The organism is Brevibacillus nitrificans (genome assembly GCF_003710965.1).
Lineage (GTDB): Bacteria > Bacillota > Bacilli > Brevibacillales > Brevibacillaceae > Brevibacillus > Brevibacillus centrosporus.
Genome location: NZ_RHHU01000010.1, coordinates 906,151 through 926,515 on the forward strand (window position 1 = coordinate 906,151; position 20,365 = coordinate 926,515).

A 20,365-nucleotide genomic window follows, 5' to 3' on the forward strand; every position below is an offset into this window, starting at 1 on the left:
TTGATTTAGAGGAAATGAGGAATCAGCCAGGTCCCAAATTAAGAAAAAGGGAAGGAGAACCCGCCCGGTTTGTCGAAAAACATGGGAGTTCATGCCAATTTTCGACGAAACCTAACCTAAGGAAAGGAAGGACAATGGACGACATGTGGAAGAAATGGATGGGAAAAGTCCTTTCAGCGGGGCTGGTGTCAGCTGTGCTACTCGGGGGATACACGCCTGCTGACGCAGCAGGGAAGAACATTCGGGTTGCTCTTTTTGTAGATACAGGGCAAGGCTATCGTGGCGTCGTGCCAGCTGTCACGCTAACGACAGAAAAAGGAATGGAAGTCACGCTGTCAGGCCCACAAGGGAAAGAAAAGCTCCCGAGCTTGGGAGGAGAAGACGCTCGCTTTCGCGTCGATGAATATCATCTGATCGTGGCGGAATCGAGTGACTGGAATCAAGCGCAGCGGGTAGCGCAGCAAATGAGCCAGCGCAAATACGAGGGCAGCATTCAGGTGGCCAAACGAGGCGGTCAAACTGTGTACCAGGTCGTAAGCGGCACGTATGGCTCCTACCAAATTGCTGCGAATGCGGCGAAAACCATCGCGCAGGCAACGGGGCAGCAACCTGCTGTGAAAGGTCCACTCAGACTGGAGGCAGGTCGGTATGGCAGCCTGAAGGAAGCCCAAAGCTGGCAGGAAGTCTTCGCTTCATCCGGGATTGCTGCTTATCCGGTTCTCGTAGCAGATAACGGTAAAATCGCCTATGCGGTTTGGGTTGGAGACGAAGTCAGCCAGGATGCTTTGAATGCACTCGCGAAAAGGGCCTCCGCTGAAGTTCCTGGGTTTTCGTATAAACAAGCGTCAGCGCAGTCCTATGTGGTGCTAAAACAGGACGCATACGGCGCCAAAAATGATACGATATGGAAGTACGTCTTTTCTCCGCAAGTAAAATTGACAGTGGAGCCGAAAAAAGCGGGTTCGACTACGGTGATTGGCGTCTTCGAAAGGGAACAGCGCACCTATCGCGGGGAAATGGAGCTTTCTGAATACAAAGGAAACCTTACGCTCGTCAATGAGGTGTCCATGGAAGAATATCTGTACGGCGTTGTTGGATCGGAAATGGCTCCAGGCTGGCCCATCGAGGCGTTAAAGGCACAAGCGGTGCTTGCACGTACGCGAGCCGCAGGTGCTGGTAATAAATACGGGGTAGCCAATGTTTCGGATACGGTGTATGAACAAGCCTATTACGGATATACAAAAGAATCCAAAGATATTCGCGAAGCTGTCGATGAGACAGAAGGGGAAGTCATCTACTACAAAGGGAAGATTGCGGAATCCTTGTTTTATTCCAACGCGGGCGGGATGACTGCAGATGGGACGGAAGTATGGGGCAACCCAGTCCCTTATTTGCGACCAGTCATGAGTGATGATACAGAGCCATTGGAAAAGGCAAACATCTGGTACCAGGTATCCTTGAACGATGGGACACTAGGCTACATTCGCAGTGATCTCGTAAAAATGACTGGCGGCAAGAACGCGATGGGCCTTCGCCAGGCAGTCGTGAGCACGTCAAGCACCAATTTGCGTTCAGGGCCAAGTACAGCTTATCACCGAGTGCTGTCCACCCTGCCGACGGGTGCCGAGGTGACGATCGTAACCGATGCGCCGGAGGAAAATGCGTATTCTTGGACCAGAGGACCCTATACTCCTGCTGAGGTAGCGGGTATGATTAACGCAAACCAAACGAAGAGCAATGCACCGCGCGTCTCCGCTTCTCTGGAAAGCTTGCGGGTCACCGAACGAGGCCCATCCGGACGAGTCGTGGAAATGGAGGCGGACGGTACACGGATTGCAGCCTCCTCGCCAGATGCGCATCGCTCCATTTTTACACAAGGGGCAAGCTCCCTGCGCAGCACTCTTTTCGACGTGGAGGAAATGGGGACGTACACGATTTTGGGAGCGGGCGGCAAACGCACGACGTACCCTGCAGGCGGCCGCAGCCTACAGGCAGTCGGTGCGGATGGCTACGCGGATTCAGCGAATGGCTACAACGACGAATTTCTGATCTATCGCGGAACAGATGATTGGTGTGTAGCCAGCAAGACTCAAAAGTTTCTTTTCAAAGGGACGGGCTACGGTCACGGTCTCGGCGTCTCCCAGTACGGAGCAAAAGGGATGGCGCAGAGCGGGTATGACTACAAGGAGATCTTGCAACACTATTACCAGGATGTGACAATCGAAGAGTAACATCGAGGGAGCACATGAACTGTTTTAAAAGGAGCAAGGACTCGTGGATGTACAACAATTTGATTTTGAACTGCCTGAGCATTTGATAGCCCAGCATCCGCTGCAGGAGCGTACTTCTTCCCGTTTGCTGGTGCTAAACAAAAAGACGGGAGATATCCTGCATCAGCGCTTTACTGACCTGATCGAACATTTGGTTCCTGGCGATGTACTGGTGATGAACGATAGCCGGGTCCTTCCCGCTAGGCTGATCGGCGAAAAAACAGATACGGGAGCAAAAATTGAGGTCCTCCTGCTGAAGTCGCTGGGGGATGATCGCTGGGAGACACTCGTCAAGCCGGGAAAACGGATGAAGCCAGGGACCCAGGTCGTGTTTGGAAACGGACTTTTGCGCTGCACCTGCGAAGAGGTGACGGAGACAGGAGGACGCATCATCCGATTCCACTATGACGGTATCTTTTACGAGATACTGGATCAGCTGGGCTCGATGCCGCTGCCTCCCTATATTCATGAGCAGCTGGATGATCAGGAGCGCTATCAGACCGTCTACGCCCGTGAGCGCGGTTCAGCCGCAGCCCCCACGGCAGGTCTGCACTTTACCAAGCCTTATCTGGAGCAAATCGCGGCTAAAGGAGTTCAGCTCGCTTACGTCACCCTGCATGTAGGTCTAGGGACATTTCGGCCGGTCTCGGCGGATTCCGTCGAAGAGCACATTATGCATGCCGAGTATTACGAGATCCCAGAAGAAACAGCAGAGATCGTCAACCGTGCCAAAGCAGAGGGAAGACGCGTGATCGCTGTCGGAACGACCTCCTGCCGAACACTGGAGACAGTCGGCAAGGCAAACAGCGGGAAGCTCACGCCGACATCGGGGTGGACGGACATCTTTATTTATCCGGGCTATACGTTCTCCATATTGGATGGGTTACTGACGAACTTTCATTTGCCGAAGTCAACACTGGTCATGCTCGTGAGTGCTTTGGCAGGAAAAGAGAATGTCCTGCGCGCTTATCAGACTGCGGTGGAAGAGGAATACCGCTTCTTCAGCTTCGGGGATGCGATGCTGATTTTGTAACAAAGCAAGCACATTCGTAATTGATTATATATCCGGCGGGTTATGTGGGTTTACTTCATTGTGAGATTTTTTTATAATAGGAAAGACTTACATACATAGCTTGAGGAGTGCAAAGAGTTGGCTGTACGCTACGAATTGATCAAAACATGCAAGCAAACCGGTGCACGTCTCGGCAAACTGCATACGCCACATGGGACGATTGACACCCCTGTCTTTATGCCAGTCGGCACCCAGGCAACGGTAAAAACGATGAGCCCAGAAGAACTCAAAGCCATGGGAGCAGGGATTATTCTCAGCAATACGTATCATCTGTTCCTACGTCCTGGACACGAAATTGTCCGAGAGGCTGGAGGACTGCATGGATTCATGAACTGGGACCGTGCTATCCTCACAGATTCTGGGGGATTCCAGGTCTTTAGTTTGAGCAATTTGCGCAAAATAACAGAAGAGGGTGTTTCTTTCCGGTCCCATCTCAATGGGGAAAAGCTGTTCATCGGTCCGGAAGAAGCGACTCACATTCAAAATGCATTAGGTGCCGATATTTTTATGGCGTTTGATGAATGCGCACCCTATCCTGCGGAGTACGATTACGTTCAGAAATCGATGGAGCGTACGACTCGCTGGGCAGAGCGTTGCTTGAAAGCACATACCCGTCCAAATGAGCAGGCCTTATTCGGTATTGTTCAAGGCGGGATGTACCACGATTTGCGCGCACAAAGCGCACGTGATCTCGTTTCCATGGATTTCCCAGGTTATGCGATCGGTGGATTGAGTGTAGGAGAGCCGTTCTCTTTGATGTACGAGGTACTGGAAAGCACAGTTCCACTGCTGCCTACGAACAAGCCTCGCTACTTGATGGGGGTAGGGTCGCCAGATGCATTGATTGACGGTGCGATTCGCGGCATCGACATGTTTGACTGCGTGTTGCCGACACGTATTGCCCGTAATGGGACATGCATGACGAGCCAAGGACGCTTGGTGATTCGCAATGCGAAGTACGCGCGCGATTTCACTCCGCTTGATCCAAACTGTGATTGCTATACCTGCAAGAATTACACCCGTGCTTACATCCGACATCTGGTCAAGTCGGAGGAAACCTTTGGCATACGCTTGACCACGTATCATAATCTGCACTTCCTCGTGAAGCTGATGGAAAATGTACGCAAGGCAATTGCCGAAGACCGTTTGCAAGATTTCCGCGACCAGTTTTTCGCTCAATATGGATTGGGTGAAGATAGATCTTTTTAATCGAGGGGGATTTACATGGAGGGCTTAACTAATTTTTTACCGATTATCATCATGTTCGCGATTTTCTACTTCTTGCTGATTCGTCCTCAGCAAAAGAAAGCCAAACAGCGTAATGCCATGCTGGCAGCTGTGAAAAAAGGCGACAAGATCGTTACGATCGGCGGTATGCACGGAACGATTCAAGAGCTGTCAGATGACACCGTTACCCTTCGTGTAGCTCACAATGTAAACATCACGTTTGACCGTGGTGCAATCAACAGCGTGACGTCTGCAAGTGCAGCTGCTCCTGCAAAAACAGAACCAGCGAAAGCTGAGCCTGCGAAAGCGGAAGAAGCAACAGAAGAAGCAAAATAAGAATGAAAAAAGCAGGTGGGGTAGCCCGCCTGCTTTTTTGCATCTGTTTGAGAAGGGAGAGTATCAGCGTCTGGTCTTGATTCCTTTTGGCTTATGGCCGGAATTGATGGAGTTTACCCCCAGGATACCGCCGAGCCCCGCAAGGACAAAAGCAGCAGCCAAATAAAGAATGGTTCCCCATTGCATGGGTGCATCAAAGCCGAGGAAGCCGATGAGCAGAACGACGATGAAATAAGTGAGTCCAGTCAATCCGCCGTAGTACCAGCCTTTTCCCCCGCAGCGACGTCCGGTGACATAGCCGCCGATCAGAAGTCCGATCGCATTGATGAAGTACGTAAAGTAGGGGAGTGAGCTTTCGCGCAGATTGGTGAAGCTAAGGAGAAAGGTAGCGAGCAGCGCTCCGATCAAGACGAGACCGAGCGTATACAAAAGACCTGTTAGTACAGAGGTGGAAGCACTCCGCACGGTATTACCCCCTCACTGGTCAACTGTTTGTACCATCTATATGAGAAGCTTGGCTTACGTATTCATCTTCGCGTTGAACATTGAAAGGAATTTTCGTATGATGGATGGGGAATGAGACGGGGGTGAAGAAGAATGATTAAAACGTACTTTTACAACCACTCAGAACAGAAGATGTTCCATGATGTAGATCTGGCCACCAAAGATCAATGGCTGAAGTCTCCGGAGGATCTGCTCTGGATCGATCTGTATGATGTGGGAAATAACGAACTTCCCTATATTGCCAAGATATTCGACTTCCACCCGCTGGCAATTGAGGACTGTCTGCACGTCAGTCCACGTGCCAAGGTAGACAAATACGACGACTACTACTTCTTCGTCTTCCACGCCCTGCGCTACAACGAGGAGAGCGACGATGAAATTACTACGGTAGAACTGAACGTGTTTCTCGGTCCGAACTACATCGTGACCATCCACAAGTCCCCGATGAACACCATCGGCAGGATCGCAGCGATGTGTCACCGCAACATCTCGTACTTGAATCGGGGCCCGGATTATCTGCTCTATGCCATTGTAGACGGCATCACGGATGAATACTTTCCGATCATTGACCGAATCAGTGTGCGGATTGACGAGCTGGAGGACGAGATTTACGAGCACCAAATGGAGGAAATTACGGAAGAGTTCCTGGCATTGAAGCGAACGATTATTTTGATTCGTCGCGTGATTATGCCGCAAAAAAGGATCTTCGCAAACGTAAATGGCCGCTATTCCTTCGACATATCCGAGGAAAACGTTCCGTTCTACAGTGACCTGACAGACCACTTGGAGAGGATTTCCGATTCGACGGAGACCTTCCGGGATTTGGTGAACGGTGCACTTGACACGTATTACACCATCATTAGCGCAAAGACGACGGAGACGATGCGCGTCCTCACCATTATCTCCACGATTATCCTCCCGTTGACGTTTATTACCGGCTTGTTCGGGATGAATACGTTCGCGTGGCTGGGTGAAGAAGCAGAGCCTTACATGTTAGTCGTTGCCCTAGTCATCATGCTAGGGATGACCTTTGCCATGCTCCATATTTTCCGCAAGCGCAAGTGGCTGTAATTGGCGGTAATAGTTGTGCGCCCCCTGCTAAAGAATAGTATCAAATGTTCTGTGGGGGGCGTTTCGCATGGAAGACATGACAACAGCATTACTACGCACCCTGTTTTCGTACTTTTTTCTCCTGTTGATGCTGCGCGTGATGGGAAAACGGGAGCTGGGGAAGCTGTCTGTATTTGATGTTGTCATTTCCATTATGCTAGCGGAAATGGCAGTTCTGGCTATCGAGGAAATCGAGAAGCCAGCGATACTGTTCTACATACCGATGCTGCTGATTGGACTTCTGGAGATTCTCATGGCGTACATCTCGCTGAAAAGCAAAAAAGTCCGGGATGTGGTAGACGGATCGGCGGATCTCATCATCGAGAATGGGGAAATTCGGGAAGCAGCGATGAAGCGTAATCGGCTGAACATGGACGATCTCATGGTCCATCTGCGCCAAAAAAACGTCAAGAACATTGCAGACGTCGAATTTGCCTTGCTGGAACCAACCGGCCAAATGAGCGTCTTTTTAAAAGAGCGCAAGGATCCCGTCACTCGAGAGGATCTGGGATTATTTGAACGGGATCCGAATGGGCCCATGTCTTATAAAGGACTGCCCATTCCCTTGATCCTCGACGGCCGGATTCGCGCGGAAGCTCTGAACAAAATCGGACAGAACGAGCTGTGGCTCAAACGGGAGATACGGAAGTACGGCATTCGGGATATCCGGGAAGTGTCTTTCTGCAGTATCGATGAACGCGGGATCATCTATCTCGACAAAAAAGACAAACCGCCGCTGCAATAGCTCTAGCGGCGGGGGAAAAAGATGGACAGCTGCTCGCCAATCCAGGGGATTCGGCGAACGTCTTGTTTTCCCAGAACTTTCATCGCAACGAGGAGTACGACGTAGAGCACCGTGCTTGCCATTGTGCAGGCAAGCAGAAGCTGTCCCACCGTAACATCCGTAAACCAGTGCTTCGCCATGTAGGATCCGGAGTAACCCATGGCGAGCATGGCTGCACCGATTTTTCCAAACTCTTTGACATCGATCGTAAATCCAATTTTTTTGATCAGACTCGCAAAGTGGAGTAGGGTCACGAGGGTGATCCCGATGTTCAGCGCGATGACCGTACCGTAAATTCCAAAGCTCGGCTGGGCGGTAAAGAGAAACATGGCAGCCGTTTTGACGATGGCGCCGATCAGGGTGTTGCGAAAGACGACCTGGGCGTAATCAAGGCCTTGCAGAGCGGCAGCCAGCGGTGCTTGAAAAAAGAGGAAGACAGAAAAAGGCGCCATCTGTTTTAGCAAATATCCGACTTCATGAAACTGTTCACCGTAAATCAGGCCGCAGAGCGGCTCCGCAAAAACGGTCAGCAATACCGTGCACGGAGCTCCTATCACGAGTGTAATCCGCATTGATTGATAGATGCGTCGATGCACGAGGGGAGCATTATTTTGAAAGGCGGCTTCCGCAACGGCAGGAACGAGGGAAACGGATAAGGAATACGTAAGAAAAGTCGGGAACGTCAAGAGTGGTACGGCCATTCCTGCAAACTGCCCGTACAGGCCGGTGGCATTTGCAGTCGTAAAACCGGCCATGACCAGAGCGAGAGGTACAAGCATTGGCTCTAGGACGTAGGCAATCGAGCCAATAATCCGGCTCATCGTTACAGGAAGTGCGACATGAATCAGTTGGCGCAGGCTGGCACTATGTGCGGAGACTCCTTGTAGGAAAGGCTTTCTCAGGAGCAGCGCAGCCGTCTTCTTGCTGCCTTTTCGGTATTGCCACAGGATGTAGAGCAGGCCAGCTGCTTCCCCGAAAATGATACTGGCTACCGCCCCTGCTGTTGCATACTCGACGCCATGCGACATAAAGGAGATCGTCATCACGACGACGAGCGCCATTCGAACGATTTGCTCGATCAGCTGTGAAACCGCGGTAGGTATCATGTTCTGTTTGCCTTGGAAGTAGCCGCGAAGAACCAGGGAAATGCTGGAGATAGGGATCACTGGGATGGCGGCCAGCATCACGATGTGAGCCCGAGGGTCGGCAAACAGGCCGCCCGCGATCCACGTGGAAAACAGCAGCAAAACGGAGCAGATGACGAGACTGATGCCACCTGCGACGGACAACGCCAGCAGGAGAAAGCGGCGCGTCAGTCGGGGGTTGTTGGCCGCTTCCGTTTCTGCGACTTGCTTGGCGATTGCAACCGGCAGTCCAAATGTGGTCAATGTGATCAGAAAGTACAAGAGGGGCACGACCATCTGATAGAGCCCCATTCCTTCTGCACCAATGATGCGGGAGAGAACGATACGGTGAGCAAAGCCAAATACTTTCGTGATGCCGCCAGCGATGATGAGGATAACCGTCCCGTAAAAGAATGACTGTCTCATGGAGGGCTCCTTTGCAAAGGAAATTCACTTATTAAAGAATATGGACGTGCCACAGTCGGCATGACTACTTTGGGGAGGGAAACAAAAGATGGACCAAGCGGAAAAAGATGGTTGGTTTCGGCATGTTTCAGAGATTTGCCAGAGTAAAGCAGAAGAATTTTCCTTTCTTGGCTATGAAAATGTGACAGCAAAAGACATATGGGAGTGCGTCAGCCATGCGTACAAGGAGATCCCGCCGATGCACCGTCTGGTCAACGATGTTCTGTCCCTAAAACCCAACAAGTACATGAATTACCTCATGATTCAAATGTATAAAAACTCATAGTGAAACTTCTTTGTCGCACATTCGTATGAAAGGAAATGTGCATGCAACGGCAAGGGGTTGGTTACCATGGTTCGCTTTTCCAGCAATAATTGACACGTTTTTTCATACTTCGCTATAATGGGCATACTGGTTTCTCGTCAAGGGACGGGACCCTGTTACGAAAGAGGGGTATTACTGCGATGATAAAATGGGGAAGATTCCTCCTGTTCCTGGTTGTTGTAGCCTTGCTAGGTACATTGGTAGCAACGACGACCACGCAGGTGGCAGGCAAGATCACACTCGGTCTGGACCTTCAAGGCGGTTTTGAAATTCTGTATGAAGTAGAGCCGCTAGAAGCTGGACACCAGGTTGATATTGAATTGCTCAAATCAACCGCACACATGATTGAGAAACGGATTAACATTGGCGGCGTGGTGGAGCCTGTTATCGATACAGAATTGCCGAACCGTATCCGTGTGAAGATCGCTTCACAATCCGCCGACCAGGACAAGCTTCGCGAGCTGATCGGTAAACCTGCTGTACTGACTTTCCGTGACGAATCGGGTAAAGTCATTCTCCGCGGTAGCGATCTGGCTCCAAATGGTGCGGCTGTCGGCTACGATGATTTGAAACGCCCATTGGTAACAGTGAAATTCTCTGATTCGAAAAAACTGGAAGATGTTACGCGCGCAAATTTGCATAAACGCATGGCGATCTTCCTGGATGAAAATCTGCAAACCAACCCGACCATTCAGTCGGTCATCACGGGTGGCAGTGCACAAATCACGGGGGACTACACACAGGAATCCGCACAAGAGCTGGCTGACCTGCTGAACTCCGGGGCGATGCCTGCCAAGCTGGTTGAGAAGCAGGTAACCTCTGTGGGAGCTTCCTTGGGTGCTCTTGCTCTGCAAAAAACGATTTATGCCGGTTATATCGGTGCCGCTTTGATCTTCCTGTTTATGGTGCTCGTGTACCGTATGCCAGGTATGATCGCGAACATTACTTTGGCGGGCTTCACGTACTTCTGTTTGGTTGTTCTGGACTGGATGGATGCTACATTGACGCTGCCAGGTATCGCTGGTTTCATTCTCTCGATCGGTATCGCAGTGGACGCGAACATCATTACGTACGAGCGTATTCAAGAAGAAATCCGTTCTGGCAAAACAATCCTGTCGGCTTTCCGTGCAGGTGAACGCCGCTCCTTGATTACGATTTTGGACGCGCATATCACGACCTTGATTGCGACTGGGGTGCTGTTCTACTTCGGGACAAGCTCCATCCAAGGCTTCGCGGTTGTTCTTGCCATGACGATTGTTGTGAGTATCATCACCAACGTGTTCGGGTCTCGATTCCTCCTCTGGCTGGTAGTCCGCTCCAACATGTTTAAAAAGCCGTTCTGGTTCGGAGTAAAGGAGAGTGAGATCGGTGAGCTTTAATAATCAAGACACGGTTGTCCGATTTGACATCGTAAAAAACCGACGGAAGTTTTTTATCGGATCTTCCGCGATTATCATTTTAGGCTTGCTATTCATCTTGATCCAAGGACTTCACTTGGGCGTAGATTTCAAGGCAGGTACACGTCTTGACCTGTACATCGGGAAAGAGTTCAAGACGGCTGATGTAGAGGCGGTTATCAAGGAGAAAATCCCGAATGTGGCATTCTCTCCGGTGACGACTTACGGTACGTACCAAGCCTTCACGCGGTTTGATCAAACCGTTTCCTCCGATACGATGAGTACGGTAGAGCAGGCGTTGAAGACAAAGTACGGGGATCAGGTCAACAAGCAGGTTTCCACGGTTGACCCGAGTATTGCACAGGAAATGGTGAAAAAGGCAGCGATTGCCGTTGCGATTGCTGCCATCGGGATTGTCATTTACATCGCGATCCGATTCCAGTGGCTGTTCGGGATCGCAACGGTTGCCGGGCTCCTGCATGACGTGTTCATTCCGATTGCCATCTTCTCGGTATTGGGACTTGAGGTCGACTTGACCTTTATCGCAGCATTGCTGACCATTCTCGGTTACTCGATCAACGATAAAATCGTTATTTTTGACCGGATTCGGGAAAATCTGAGAACCATGAAGTCCAAAAGCGTCGAAGATCTGGAGCATCTGGTCAACGTTTCCCTTTGGCAAACCATGCGTCGTTCCGTTTACACGGTAGCGACAGTATTCTTTACCGTTTTGGCGATTGCAGTATTGGGTAGCGAAAGCATTCGCAACTTCTCCCTGGCTCTGTTGTTCGGTCTGGTGAGCGGTACCTATTCTTCGATCTTTATTGCAGCGCAAATTTGGGTAAACTTAAAAGAACGGAATATGCTAAAGAAGAAAGCAAACTCGTAAGAGAACAGCTTTCTATCAGCGTAACCGAAGTGCCGCGGGGAATCTCCCCGCGGTTTTCTACTCTCATGAGGGTTTTCGACAAAGGGGGCATCGCGATCGTGGATGATCGGTTGGCGAAAGCGCAGTTTGGGGCGTGGGTCGGGATCGTGGGGAATCTCGCATTGGCGGCCGTAAAGCTCGTCATTGGACTCGCTGCCAAGTCACAAGCGCTCATTGCGGATTCTGTTCATTCGGCTTCAGATGTGGTTGGATCGGTGGCTGTCTTGATTGGCTTGCGTGCAGCGGAACGTCCTCCGGATGAAGATCATCCCTATGGACACGGGAAGGCAGAGTCTGTCTCTGCGATCATCGTGTCTGTGCTGCTGGCCATCGTCGGATTTGAGATTGGGATGTCGTCGATCAAGTCGTTCTTTGCTCCTGTAGAAGCTCCTGGCTTTTTGGCTGTATGGGCTGCGATCGGTTCCATGATCGTCAAAGAGTGGATGTTTCGTTACAAGTACAACCTCGGTAAAAAGCTGAACAGCCAATCTTTGATCGCGAATGCATGGGAGCATCGCTCGGATGTGTATTCGTCTTTTGCGGCGCTCGTAGGGATTGGGGGAGCCATCTTAGGGGATCGGGCAGGCGTATCGTGGATGCTGTACTTGGATCCGGCTGCTGGCATTTTCGTCTCCGCTCTTGTCCTAAAAATGTCGTACAATATCTTGATGGAATCCATTCACAGTACACTGGACCATGTGCTTCACGAGGATGATGCATTGCCTTTTCGCGAGTGCATAGAGGGCGTGACGGGTGTTTTGCGAGTCGATTCGCTGCGAGCCAGGGAACACGGCCATTATCTCATTATTGATGTGAAGATCGGGGTAGATCCGCATATGACGGTGGAAGAAGGCCATCGTATAGGCAAGCAGGTCAAGCATGCGCTGCTGGAAATGTTTTCACAGGTGCGTGACGTATTTGTCCACATCAATCCCTTTGACAAAGGCTCGGATCGGCAAGCGTAGGAAACAGGTGCCCCCCATCCATGGAACAGCTACTGCGGATGGCTTTTTACGCAGTTGTCAGTCTCCTGCTCCATCCTCTATAATGAATGAGGATTGGAGGTGTGCCCATTGTTGAAAGCGAAAACACGCTGGCAACTGGCTGCTTACGACGAACAATTGGCGGCAGCCCTTGCTGTCGAGTGTGGGTTGACTCCGCTCGTTTCCAAGCTGCTGGTGATTCGCGGCATTGACTCACCACAGAAGGCTCGTGATTTTCTTCAGGCTGGCCCGGAGCTGTTTTACGACCCGTTCCTGCTGGACGGTATGGAACAGAGTGTGCACCGAATCCGGCAAGCCATCGAGAAGAAGGAACCGATCTGTATATACGGAGACTACGATGCGGATGGTGTCAGCTCGACATCGTTCATGGTACATCTGTTGCGCCAAATGGGCGCGGTATTTGATTACTACATCCCTAACCGTTTTACGGAAGGATATGGGTTACATAAAGACGCGTTGGCTCACTTGCACGAGAAGGGTTACAAGCTGGTCGTGACAGTCGATACCGGGATTAGTGCGGTAGAGCAGGTGGAATACGCCAACCAGCTGGGTCTTGAGATCATTGTAACCGACCACCATGAACCTCCGGCTGTGATTCCGGAGGCATTTGCTGTGATTAATCCGAAAAAGCCGAGCTGCTCCTATCCATTTGATATGCTAGCGGGTGTGGGCGTAGCTTTCAAGCTGGGTCATGCCCTGCTCGGAGAGGCTCCGCTTCACTTGGCGGATCTAGCGGCAGTAGGAACGATTGCAGACCTCGTTCCGCTGGTTGACGAGAACCGCATTTTGGCGCGAGCCGGTCTGAAGAGGCTGAATCAGACGCGCAATGTCGGACTTCAGGCATTGATCCGCGTATGCGGGCTTGCAGACAGTGAGCTGTCAGCAGGGCATGTAGGATTCGCTCTGGGACCGCGATTAAATGCGAGTGGACGTTTGGAGACCGCAGAATCTGCTGTGAAGCTCTTGACTACCGAGGATCTGGACGAGGCAGAACAGTGTGCACAGGCATTGGATGATCTCAACCGTGAGCGTCAGGAACTGGTTCAGACGATGACGGAGGAAGCCATCCAGATGGTCCGCGAGCATTACCCGCCCGATGAGCATTCTGTTCTTGTCGTAGCAAAAGAAGGCTGGAATGTCGGTGTCGTCGGGATTGTCGCATCGCGGTTGGTCGAACAGTTCTACCGACCGACGATTGTTTTAGGAATCGATCCGGTCAAAGGCACGGCAAAAGGCTCTGCCCGCAGCATCGCTGGCTTTGATCTGTACGAGGCACTGACCGAATGCAAAGAGTGGCTGCCGCATTACGGGGGCCACACGATGGCAGCAGGCATGACGCTGCCTACGGAGAATCTCGACCCTTTGCGCCAGCGCTTAAATGAGCTGGCAAAGGAGTGGTTGACGGCCGATGACTTTACTCCGCTGACCAAGGTGGATGTCGCCATGGACATACAGGAAGTCAGTCTCGACGCGGCAGAGCAGCTGGAACAGCTAGCACCGTACGGAATGGGAAACCCGACGCCGCTCATTATGCTAGAGGACGTGGAGAGCGTGGGCATGCGGACGATTGGCCGCGATGACAATCATCTGAAATGTTCCTTGCAAAAGCAGGGAACGACGGTGGATGCGATCGGCTTCAACTGGGCGCATGTCACGAAAAAGGTAACGCCAAAAGCGAAATTCCGTGTGCTAGGCGAGCTCTCGGTAAACGAATGGAATGGGAATCGCAAGCCGCAGCTGACCATTCGAGACATGTCCGTACCCCATCAGCAAGTATTCGATTGGCGGGGAAGCCGGGACAAGTGGGAGAAATGGCTCCAGCTGGTGGAGGAACCTGCTTCCTGGACCGTTGTCTTTCGAGAAGAAAGCTATGCGAGCTTCACGACAAAGGCATTACCGGAGCATTCTCATTCCGTGTTCTATGTGGGAGCAGGAGGCATGAAGGATCCATTCCCCGCCCTGCAAACCGTCATCCTTTACGATTTGCCCAAACGACGTTCCGAGCTTACCGCCATATTGGCTCAGGTGAGAGATGCGGAGCGCATTTACTGCTTGTTTGGTGATCCTGATCTCGGAATGGAAAGGCTTTCCTGCCCGGGGAGGGAGCATTTTAAACAGCTGTACCAGTTTTTGGTCCAAGTGCCTGTCGTCCCTCACATTCATCTGGATGCCCTGGCGAAAAGACTGAAATGGAAGCGCAGCTTGCTGGACGGTATGGTCGCCATTTTTATGGAGCTCGGTTTCTTGGCAGAAGAGCCCGGACAGTACAGGCTGCAAAACCCGGGAGAAAAACGACCGCTGGAAAGCTCTTTGCTTTATCAGGCTTGGAAGGAAGAAGCGGAGCTGGCAACTGAGCTGCTGCTCTCTTCTTCCGAGGATTTGATTCGAACGTTTCATCAGTTGGTGGAAACAGCCACCGTTTAGGAGGAATTTTTCATGGATTATAAACAGTACATTCGCGTTATTCCCGATTTTCCCCAGCCCGGGATCCGTTTTAAAGATATTACTACCTTGCTGAAAGACGGCCCGGCTTATCGCTCTGCCATCCAGGATCTGGCGGAATTTGCTCGTGAAGTGGATGCTGAGGTCATTGCAGGACCGGAAGCGCGTGGCTTCGTCGTGGGTGCACCGCTCTCCTATGAAATGAGCATCGGTTTTGTGCCGATCCGCAAATCCGGCAAGCTGCCATACGAGTCCATCAAGGCAGAGTATGACCTGGAATACGGGAAAGACGCATTGGCTGTTCACGTGGATGCCATCCAGCCTGGCCAACGCGTGCTGATCGCTGACGACCTTTTGGCGACTGGCGGTACGATCGAATCGACTATCAAGCTGGTGGAACAGCTGGGCGGAAAAGTCGTAGGTGCTGCATTCTTTATCGAGCTGTCCTACTTGGATGGACGCAAAAAAATCGGAGATATCCCTGTGAAATCCTTGGTGCAATACTAAGGAGGAGCAAGCAAGAACGGGCAAATTGCCCGTTTTTTGTTTTATAGAGAAGGATTTAGAATATCCTCAAAAGGAAAGCGTGCCTAAGAAGGAAGGGTTTCTTATCCAGTATACGTGCAACTAAGCCTGTGCCAAAAAAGCCTCGCACAGCCAAGTTTTCTAATTTTCTAATACTGTTCATACTTTACAGGGGAATACGGCTTTACAATACGAACGACTTACAAGATAATAGTATGAAATAGACATGATTCTCATTTTCCATCCTAACGCATGACCGATTTTGTGAACCGGCTTCGCAGGACTTTTTTTTTATACTATCGTTTCCTGGCGATGCTTGTCTGGCAGGCTAATACTAGTAGTGGTACCAACTGCCTGATTTTCGTACCTCAGCATTCGCTTCAGGCATGGCTGCGGTATATCCTTCCTCTACAACGTGGTCATTCATCCTTGTGGAGGCCTTACTAGAGGATTTCTTGTATAGATAGGGATGGATAAGTTTCCTATCCAGTATAAGTGCAACTAAGGCTACGCCGGAGGCTTGGCATAGCCAAGTTTTCTAATGAGAGGATAAGGGAAGGGAACTATGATTACCGGCATTGATGAGGTAGTAAAAAAAGCGAGCACATATTTATCTCAAGCGGATTTAGATCTGATAACCAGAGCCTATCAGCTGGCCGAGAAAGCCCATGAAGGTCAGGTGCGAAAATCAGGTGTTCCTTACATCATGCACCCGATTGCGGTCGCAGGCATCCTGGCAAACTTGCACATGGATGCGGTTACGATTGCAGCAGGCTTCTTGCACGATGTGGTGGAAGACACGGAGATCACGCTTGATTACCTCCGGGAGCAGTTCGGACCGGATGTGGCGCTTCTGGTAGATGGCGTTACCAAGCTGGAAAAAATTAAATACAAATCCAAAGAAGAGCAGCTCGCGGAAAACCACCGCAAGATGCTAATTGCTATGGCTCAGGATATCCGGGTCATTATGATCAAGCTTGCAGACCGTCTGCACAATATGCGGACGTTGCGGCATATGTCGGAGGAGAAACAGCGGGAAATTTCCGATGAGACACTGGAGATTTTTGCACCGCTGGCACATCGTCTCGGGATCGCCTCCGTCAAATGGGAGCTGGAGGACACAGCGCTTCGCTATCTGAATCCGCAGCAGTACTACCGGATCGTTAACCTGATGCAGAAAAAGCGGGTAGAGCGTGAAGCTTATCTCAACGAAGCATCGGACACCATCCGGGAAAAGCTGGGCGAGCTGAATATCGAGGCGGAAATTTCGGGAAGACCAAAGCATATTTACAGCATTTATAAAAAGATGACCAGGCAGAACAAGCAGTTCAACGAGATTTATGACCTGCTGGCTTTGCGGATCATCGTGAATGACATTCGCGACTGTTACGCCGTGCTCGGTATCGTTCACACCTTGTGGAAGCCGATGCCAGGCCGTTTCAAGGACTATATCGCGATGCCGAAAACCAATATGTATCAGTCCCTGCATACTACGGTAATCGGACCAAAAGGCGAGCCGTTGGAAGTGCAAATTCGCACATGGGATATGCATCAAACGGCAGAGATCGGGATTGCTGCGCACTGGGCTTACAAGGAAGGCAAGAGTGTCGTTCAAGGCTCATTCGCGGAAAAGCTGGGAAATCTGCGTGAGATGATCGAGGGCGGGTCTGAGGAAGCGCCAAACGCGCAGGAATTCATGGAAAGTCTCAAGCAGGATCTGTTCTCCGATACCGTTTTTGTCTTTACGCCCAAAGGAGACGTCGTCGAGCTGCCCAAAGGCTCCGTGCCATTGGACTTCTCTTACCGGATTCACTCGGCAGTCGGGAACCGAACGATTGGCGCCAAGGTAAACGGCAAGATCGTGCCACTCGACTACGCGATGAAGACTGGCGACATCATTGAGATTTTAACCTCCAAGCATTCGTACGGTCCTAGCCAGGATTGGCTGAAAATGGCGAAGTCCGCTCATGCACGCAACAAGATCAAACAATGGTTCAAAAAAGAGAAGCGGGAAGAAAACGTAGCCAAGGGCCAGCAGATGGTCGAGGCTGAGGTGAAAGCCCGCAGCTTTGATATTAAAGACGCGATGACGGAAAACAATCTGAAGGAAGCGGCTGCCCGATTTAATTTCCAGGGAGCCGAGGATATGTTTGCGGCAGTGGGCTATGGCGGGATTACGGCTTCGCAGATCGTGACACGCTTGGTCGACAAGCTGCGTCGGGAGCGAGAAGAACAAAATCCAGTCATTCCTGAATACAAGCCAAACCCGCAGCATACCAAAAGCGAATCCGGTGTCAAGGTGCGCGGCGTAGACAATTTGCTTGTGCGTATTTCCCGTTGCTGTACGCCGGTCCCAGGAGATCAGATCATCGGTTTCATTACAAGAGGCCGAGGGGTTTCCGTGCACAGGCTGGACTGTCCCAATGTCTTGGCTGACGAATGCTCCGAACGATTGATCGATGTCGAATGGGACACGGACTTCAAGCACAACTTCAACGTGGAAATTGAAATCACGGGCAATGATCGAAGCGGTCTATTAAACGATGTTCTGCAGGTAGTGGCGGAAACCAAGACCAATATTGCCGCCGTAAGTGGCAAAGCCGATAAAAATCGGGTAGCCACCATCCACATGACGATTTCCATCAGCAATGTGGATCATCTACAGAAAGTGGTAGAACGCATCAAGCGTATCAAAGATATTTATTCGGTTCGCCGGATTTTGAGCACCTGATCCTTCGCGGATTGGGTGTTCTTGTTTTCGGATCGTGCGGAACCGAAGTGATCGAGAAGGGATTGGAAGACAAATGAGAGTAGTGGTACAACGAACACGGGAAGCGAGTGTAACAGTAGCAGGAGAGATAGTGGGACAGATTGATCACGGCTTGATGCTGCTTGTAGGAATTACCCACGAGGATGGCGAAAAGGAAGTAGAGTTCGTCGCCGATAAAATTGCCAACCTGCGCATCTTTGAAGACGAGGAAGGCAAAATGAATCATTCTATCCTCGAGACAGGCGGACAGATCTTGTCCGTCTCGCAATTCACGCTGTACGGCGATTGCCGGAAAGGCAGACGCCCCAATTTCATGGCTGCGGCAAGACCAGAGCATGCAGAGCCGTTGTACGAGCTGTTCAACGCCAAGCTGCGGGAAAAAGGTCTGCAGGTCGAAACAGGACGCTTTGGTGCGATGATGGACGTTCGCTTGCGAAATGACGGACCTGTTACCCTGATTGTTGAGTCCTAAGCCAGACAGGAGGAGATATCCTTGTTAGCTGTCATGCAAAAAGTGGAAAATGGTTATGTCGCTCGTTTTGAACGGAACATCAAGCATTCCGTCGAGAAGGTGTGGGCGCTTCTCACGGAAAACGACCAGCTGGCGAAATGGTTTTCGGAGCTATCTGTGGATGATCTTCGCGAGGGGGGCGTCATCAAGTTTGATATGGGAGACGGCAGCTTTGAAGAGATGAAGATCCTCGAACTCCAGACGCAATCCGTACTCGAGTACACATGGGCAGAGGACATTGTCCGATTTGAGCTTGATCCTGAGCCAGAAGGCTGTCAGCTTGTTTTGATTGAAAAGATCACAAGGATCACCGACCATACGCCGCGGGATCTCGCTGGATGGCATGTCTGTCTGGATGTGATTATCGCTTTGCTGGATGGCAGAACCATTGAGTCCCGTAAAGAGGAATGGGCCAAATGGTACGAAAAATACGTACAAGCAGTGGCAGAGGTAACGGAGTAATAAGAATCGGAGCCGAAACCGTAGAGAACGATGAACGCCACCAAAAGAGAACAGCAAGGGGTACCGCCAACGAAGTGACATAAAACCCACGCTAAGACATTTTTTCCATAAAAACGGTCGATTTTCCTACGTTAAGAAGTACCACCAGCAAACCGTTTTTAAAGGGCACGACCGAGATACGTGTAAAAATGGGTCATAAGCTGGATTATACCTCCAGTTATGACCCATTATCATTTTATATGGTATTTCACCATCACGCACCGGAAAGCTAGTTAAGTCTTGTTGTGCGGCCCCAATTTTGGCCTATTACCAGCGTAGCTGTAACGAAACGCAAACGCATGAAAATGCATGTTAATTACCTCGAACACTGTAACCACAACGATTTAGGGAAGTTCCGATTTTTATTTGAGGATCAGGGCGGACACCTCATACGATTGGCCACGTCCCGCATTCGGGAACCGGCCCAACAAAAAATAAGAAGAGTTTATCAATAGGGGGTAGTACCAGCACTGGTACTACCCCCTATTTGCATGTACGGCTGACGTTCCTATTCCTGTAAACACGTAAATAGGAGTTTTGAAGACGTCATTGTGTTTGTAACTGAATACGTTCCGAATAGGATTTTCCGTTTTTGTCACTCCAATTGATAGTGACAGATGGGTTCTCAAACATATTCTTTAAATTAACAAGTAGTGGATTCTTCTCAATCGAAGGGGAAAACGATATGGGGTAAATTTTTTTGTCATATTTATAAGGGTTGGGATAGGTTATTTGTTTATGTAGATCTAACTGTCCCGATAATTGTGCATCTATGGATTCGATCATGATAGGTAAATCATCTTTTCGATAGGATAATTCCAAGTCATTTACCTGTAAACGTTCGTCCATTACATGGGCGCTGAAGTTCGCCGTCCAATGTTCTGACGAACCCGTTAATTTGATTCCTTTTCCAAAAGAGTTGTAGAAGAGAGCGAACAGTACAATAATTGCAATTGGGATAATGTATCGCCATTTTTTATTCAAGGTGTCACCGCCTTTTTCTTATAATTTTATTTCTCATCATCAAATAAAAAAAGGGGCAAAATGCCCCCCAGGCTGTCGATAAAGTC

Annotated in this window: 18 protein-coding genes; 15 read left to right on the forward strand and 3 right to left on the reverse strand. The window is 50.4% G+C overall.

All coding sequences use genetic code 11. From position 1 onward, the window contains the following. Nucleotides 1-134 precede the first annotated feature (134 nt). From EDM59_RS17870 to yajC, 4 genes are all read left to right on the forward strand, one after another. Entirely contained in the window at nt 135-2,231 is a 2,097-nt protein-coding gene (locus EDM59_RS17870) for a SpoIID/LytB domain-containing protein (protein ID WP_122924821.1), read from the forward strand. Nucleotides 2,232-2,274: 43 nt separating this feature from the next. Further along, nucleotides 2,275-3,303 (forward strand): tRNA preQ1(34) S-adenosylmethionine ribosyltransferase-isomerase QueA, encoded by a 1,029-nt coding sequence (gene queA, locus EDM59_RS17875; RefSeq protein WP_122924822.1) that lies wholly within the window; start codon nt 2,275-2,277, stop codon nt 3,301-3,303. 117 nt (nt 3,304-3,420) lie between these two features. Next, nucleotides 3,421-4,551, forward strand: coding sequence for a tRNA guanosine(34) transglycosylase Tgt (gene tgt, locus EDM59_RS17880; protein ID WP_122924823.1), 1,131 nt, complete (start codon nt 3,421-3,423; stop codon nt 4,549-4,551). Nucleotides 4,552-4,566: 15 nt separating this feature from the next. After that, nucleotides 4,567-4,905 (forward strand): preprotein translocase subunit YajC, encoded by a 339-nt coding sequence (gene yajC / locus EDM59_RS17885; protein WP_122924824.1) that lies wholly within the window; start codon nt 4,567-4,569, stop codon nt 4,903-4,905. A 63-nt stretch (nt 4,906-4,968) separates the two neighbouring features. Here yajC and EDM59_RS17890 read toward each other — a convergent pair whose 3' ends face one another. Then, nucleotides 4,969-5,370 (reverse strand): TIGR04086 family membrane protein, encoded by a 402-nt coding sequence (locus EDM59_RS17890; protein ID WP_122924825.1) that lies wholly within the window; start codon nt 5,368-5,370, stop codon nt 4,969-4,971. A 132-nt stretch (nt 5,371-5,502) separates the two neighbouring features. On the opposite strand from EDM59_RS17890, the gene corA reads away from it, so the two are divergent. Both corA and EDM59_RS17900 read left to right on the forward strand, forming a co-directional pair. Continuing rightward, nucleotides 5,503-6,480 (forward strand): magnesium/cobalt transporter CorA, encoded by a 978-nt coding sequence (gene corA / locus EDM59_RS17895; protein ID WP_055743137.1) that lies wholly within the window; start codon nt 5,503-5,505, stop codon nt 6,478-6,480. A 67-nt stretch (nt 6,481-6,547) separates the two neighbouring features. Beyond that, nucleotides 6,548-7,264 carry a DUF421 domain-containing protein gene (locus tag EDM59_RS17900; RefSeq protein ID WP_122924826.1) on the forward strand — a complete coding sequence of 239 codons (717 nt, stop codon included), beginning with the start codon at nt 6,548-6,550 and terminating at the stop codon, nt 7,262-7,264. Nucleotides 7,265-7,266: 2 nt separating this feature from the next. Here the strand turns inward: EDM59_RS17900 and spoVB are convergent, their stop codons facing one another. Beyond that, a complete protein-coding gene (gene spoVB / locus EDM59_RS17905; protein ID WP_122924827.1) occupies nt 7,267-8,853 on the reverse strand; it encodes a stage V sporulation protein B in 1,587 nt (528 codons plus the stop codon). Between the two features lie 88 nt (nt 8,854-8,941). Between spoVB and EDM59_RS17910 the strand changes: the two genes are divergently transcribed. From EDM59_RS17910 to EDM59_RS17950, 9 genes are all read left to right on the forward strand, one after another. Next, nucleotides 8,942-9,178, forward strand: a complete 237-nt coding sequence (locus EDM59_RS17910; RefSeq protein WP_122924828.1) for a post-transcriptional regulator — start codon at nt 8,942-8,944, stop codon at nt 9,176-9,178. Between the two features lie 179 nt (nt 9,179-9,357). After that, a complete protein-coding gene (secD, locus tag EDM59_RS17915) occupies nt 9,358-10,596 on the forward strand; it encodes a protein translocase subunit SecD (RefSeq protein ID WP_092269458.1) in 1,239 nt (412 codons plus the stop codon). Then, on the forward strand, nt 10,586-11,503 hold the full coding sequence (gene secF, locus EDM59_RS17920; protein WP_122924829.1) for a protein translocase subunit SecF: 918 nt from the start codon (nt 10,586-10,588) through the stop codon (nt 11,501-11,503). Before secD ends, secF begins: the two co-directional genes overlap by 11 nt. 98 nt (nt 11,504-11,601) lie before the next feature. Beyond that, on the forward strand, nt 11,602-12,507 hold the full coding sequence (locus EDM59_RS17925) for a cation diffusion facilitator family transporter (RefSeq protein WP_246011101.1): 906 nt from the start codon (nt 11,602-11,604) through the stop codon (nt 12,505-12,507). A gap of 108 nt (nt 12,508-12,615) precedes the next feature. Continuing rightward, entirely contained in the window at nt 12,616-14,970 is a 2,355-nt protein-coding gene (recJ, locus tag EDM59_RS17930; protein ID WP_122924830.1) for a single-stranded-DNA-specific exonuclease RecJ, read from the forward strand. A 12-nt stretch (nt 14,971-14,982) separates the two neighbouring features. After that, nucleotides 14,983-15,495, forward strand: a complete 513-nt coding sequence (locus tag EDM59_RS17935; RefSeq protein WP_092269448.1) for an adenine phosphoribosyltransferase — start codon at nt 14,983-14,985, stop codon at nt 15,493-15,495. Nucleotides 15,496-16,078: 583 nt separating this feature from the next. Further along, nucleotides 16,079-18,244: a RelA/SpoT family protein gene (locus tag EDM59_RS17940; protein ID WP_122924831.1), complete on the forward strand. Its 2,166-nt coding sequence runs from the start codon at nt 16,079-16,081 to the stop codon at nt 18,242-18,244. A gap of 73 nt (nt 18,245-18,317) precedes the next feature. Next, nucleotides 18,318-18,755, forward strand: a complete 438-nt coding sequence (dtd, locus tag EDM59_RS17945) for a D-aminoacyl-tRNA deacylase (RefSeq protein ID WP_122924832.1) — start codon at nt 18,318-18,320, stop codon at nt 18,753-18,755. A gap of 21 nt (nt 18,756-18,776) precedes the next feature. Further along, nucleotides 18,777-19,256, forward strand: a complete 480-nt coding sequence (locus EDM59_RS17950) for an SRPBCC family protein (protein WP_122924833.1) — start codon at nt 18,777-18,779, stop codon at nt 19,254-19,256. A 585-nt stretch (nt 19,257-19,841) separates the two neighbouring features. On the opposite strand, the gene EDM59_RS17955 is transcribed toward EDM59_RS17950, so the two are convergent. Continuing rightward, nucleotides 19,842-20,279 (reverse strand): hypothetical protein, encoded by a 438-nt coding sequence (locus EDM59_RS17955; protein ID WP_122924834.1) that lies wholly within the window; start codon nt 20,277-20,279, stop codon nt 19,842-19,844. Between the last annotated feature and the right edge of the window lie 86 nt (nt 20,280-20,365).

Bases quoted from the DNA above. Each gene is read 5' to 3' on its own strand.
- EDM59_RS17870 (WP_122924821.1), top strand. From the start codon at position 135: ATGGACGACATGTGGAAGAAATGGATGGGAAAAGTCCTTTCAGCGGGG.
- yajC (WP_122924824.1), top strand. From the start codon at position 4,567: ATGGAGGGCTTAACTAATTTTTTACCGATTATCATCATGTTCGCGATT.
- corA (WP_055743137.1), top strand. From the start codon at position 5,503: ATGATTAAAACGTACTTTTACAACCACTCAGAACAGAAGATGTTCCAT.
- EDM59_RS17900 (WP_122924826.1), top strand. From the start codon at position 6,548: ATGGAAGACATGACAACAGCATTACTACGCACCCTGTTTTCGTACTTT.
- spoVB (WP_122924827.1), bottom strand. From the start codon at position 8,853: ATGAGACAGTCATTCTTTTACGGGACGGTTATCCTCATCATCGCTGGC.
- EDM59_RS17910 (WP_122924828.1), top strand. From the start codon at position 8,942: ATGGACCAAGCGGAAAAAGATGGTTGGTTTCGGCATGTTTCAGAGATT.
- secD (WP_092269458.1), top strand. From the start codon at position 9,358: ATGATAAAATGGGGAAGATTCCTCCTGTTCCTGGTTGTTGTAGCCTTG.
- EDM59_RS17935 (WP_092269448.1), top strand. From the start codon at position 14,983: ATGGATTATAAACAGTACATTCGCGTTATTCCCGATTTTCCCCAGCCC.
- EDM59_RS17940 (WP_122924831.1), top strand. From the start codon at position 16,079: ATGATTACCGGCATTGATGAGGTAGTAAAAAAAGCGAGCACATATTTA.
- dtd (WP_122924832.1), top strand. From the start codon at position 18,318: ATGAGAGTAGTGGTACAACGAACACGGGAAGCGAGTGTAACAGTAGCA.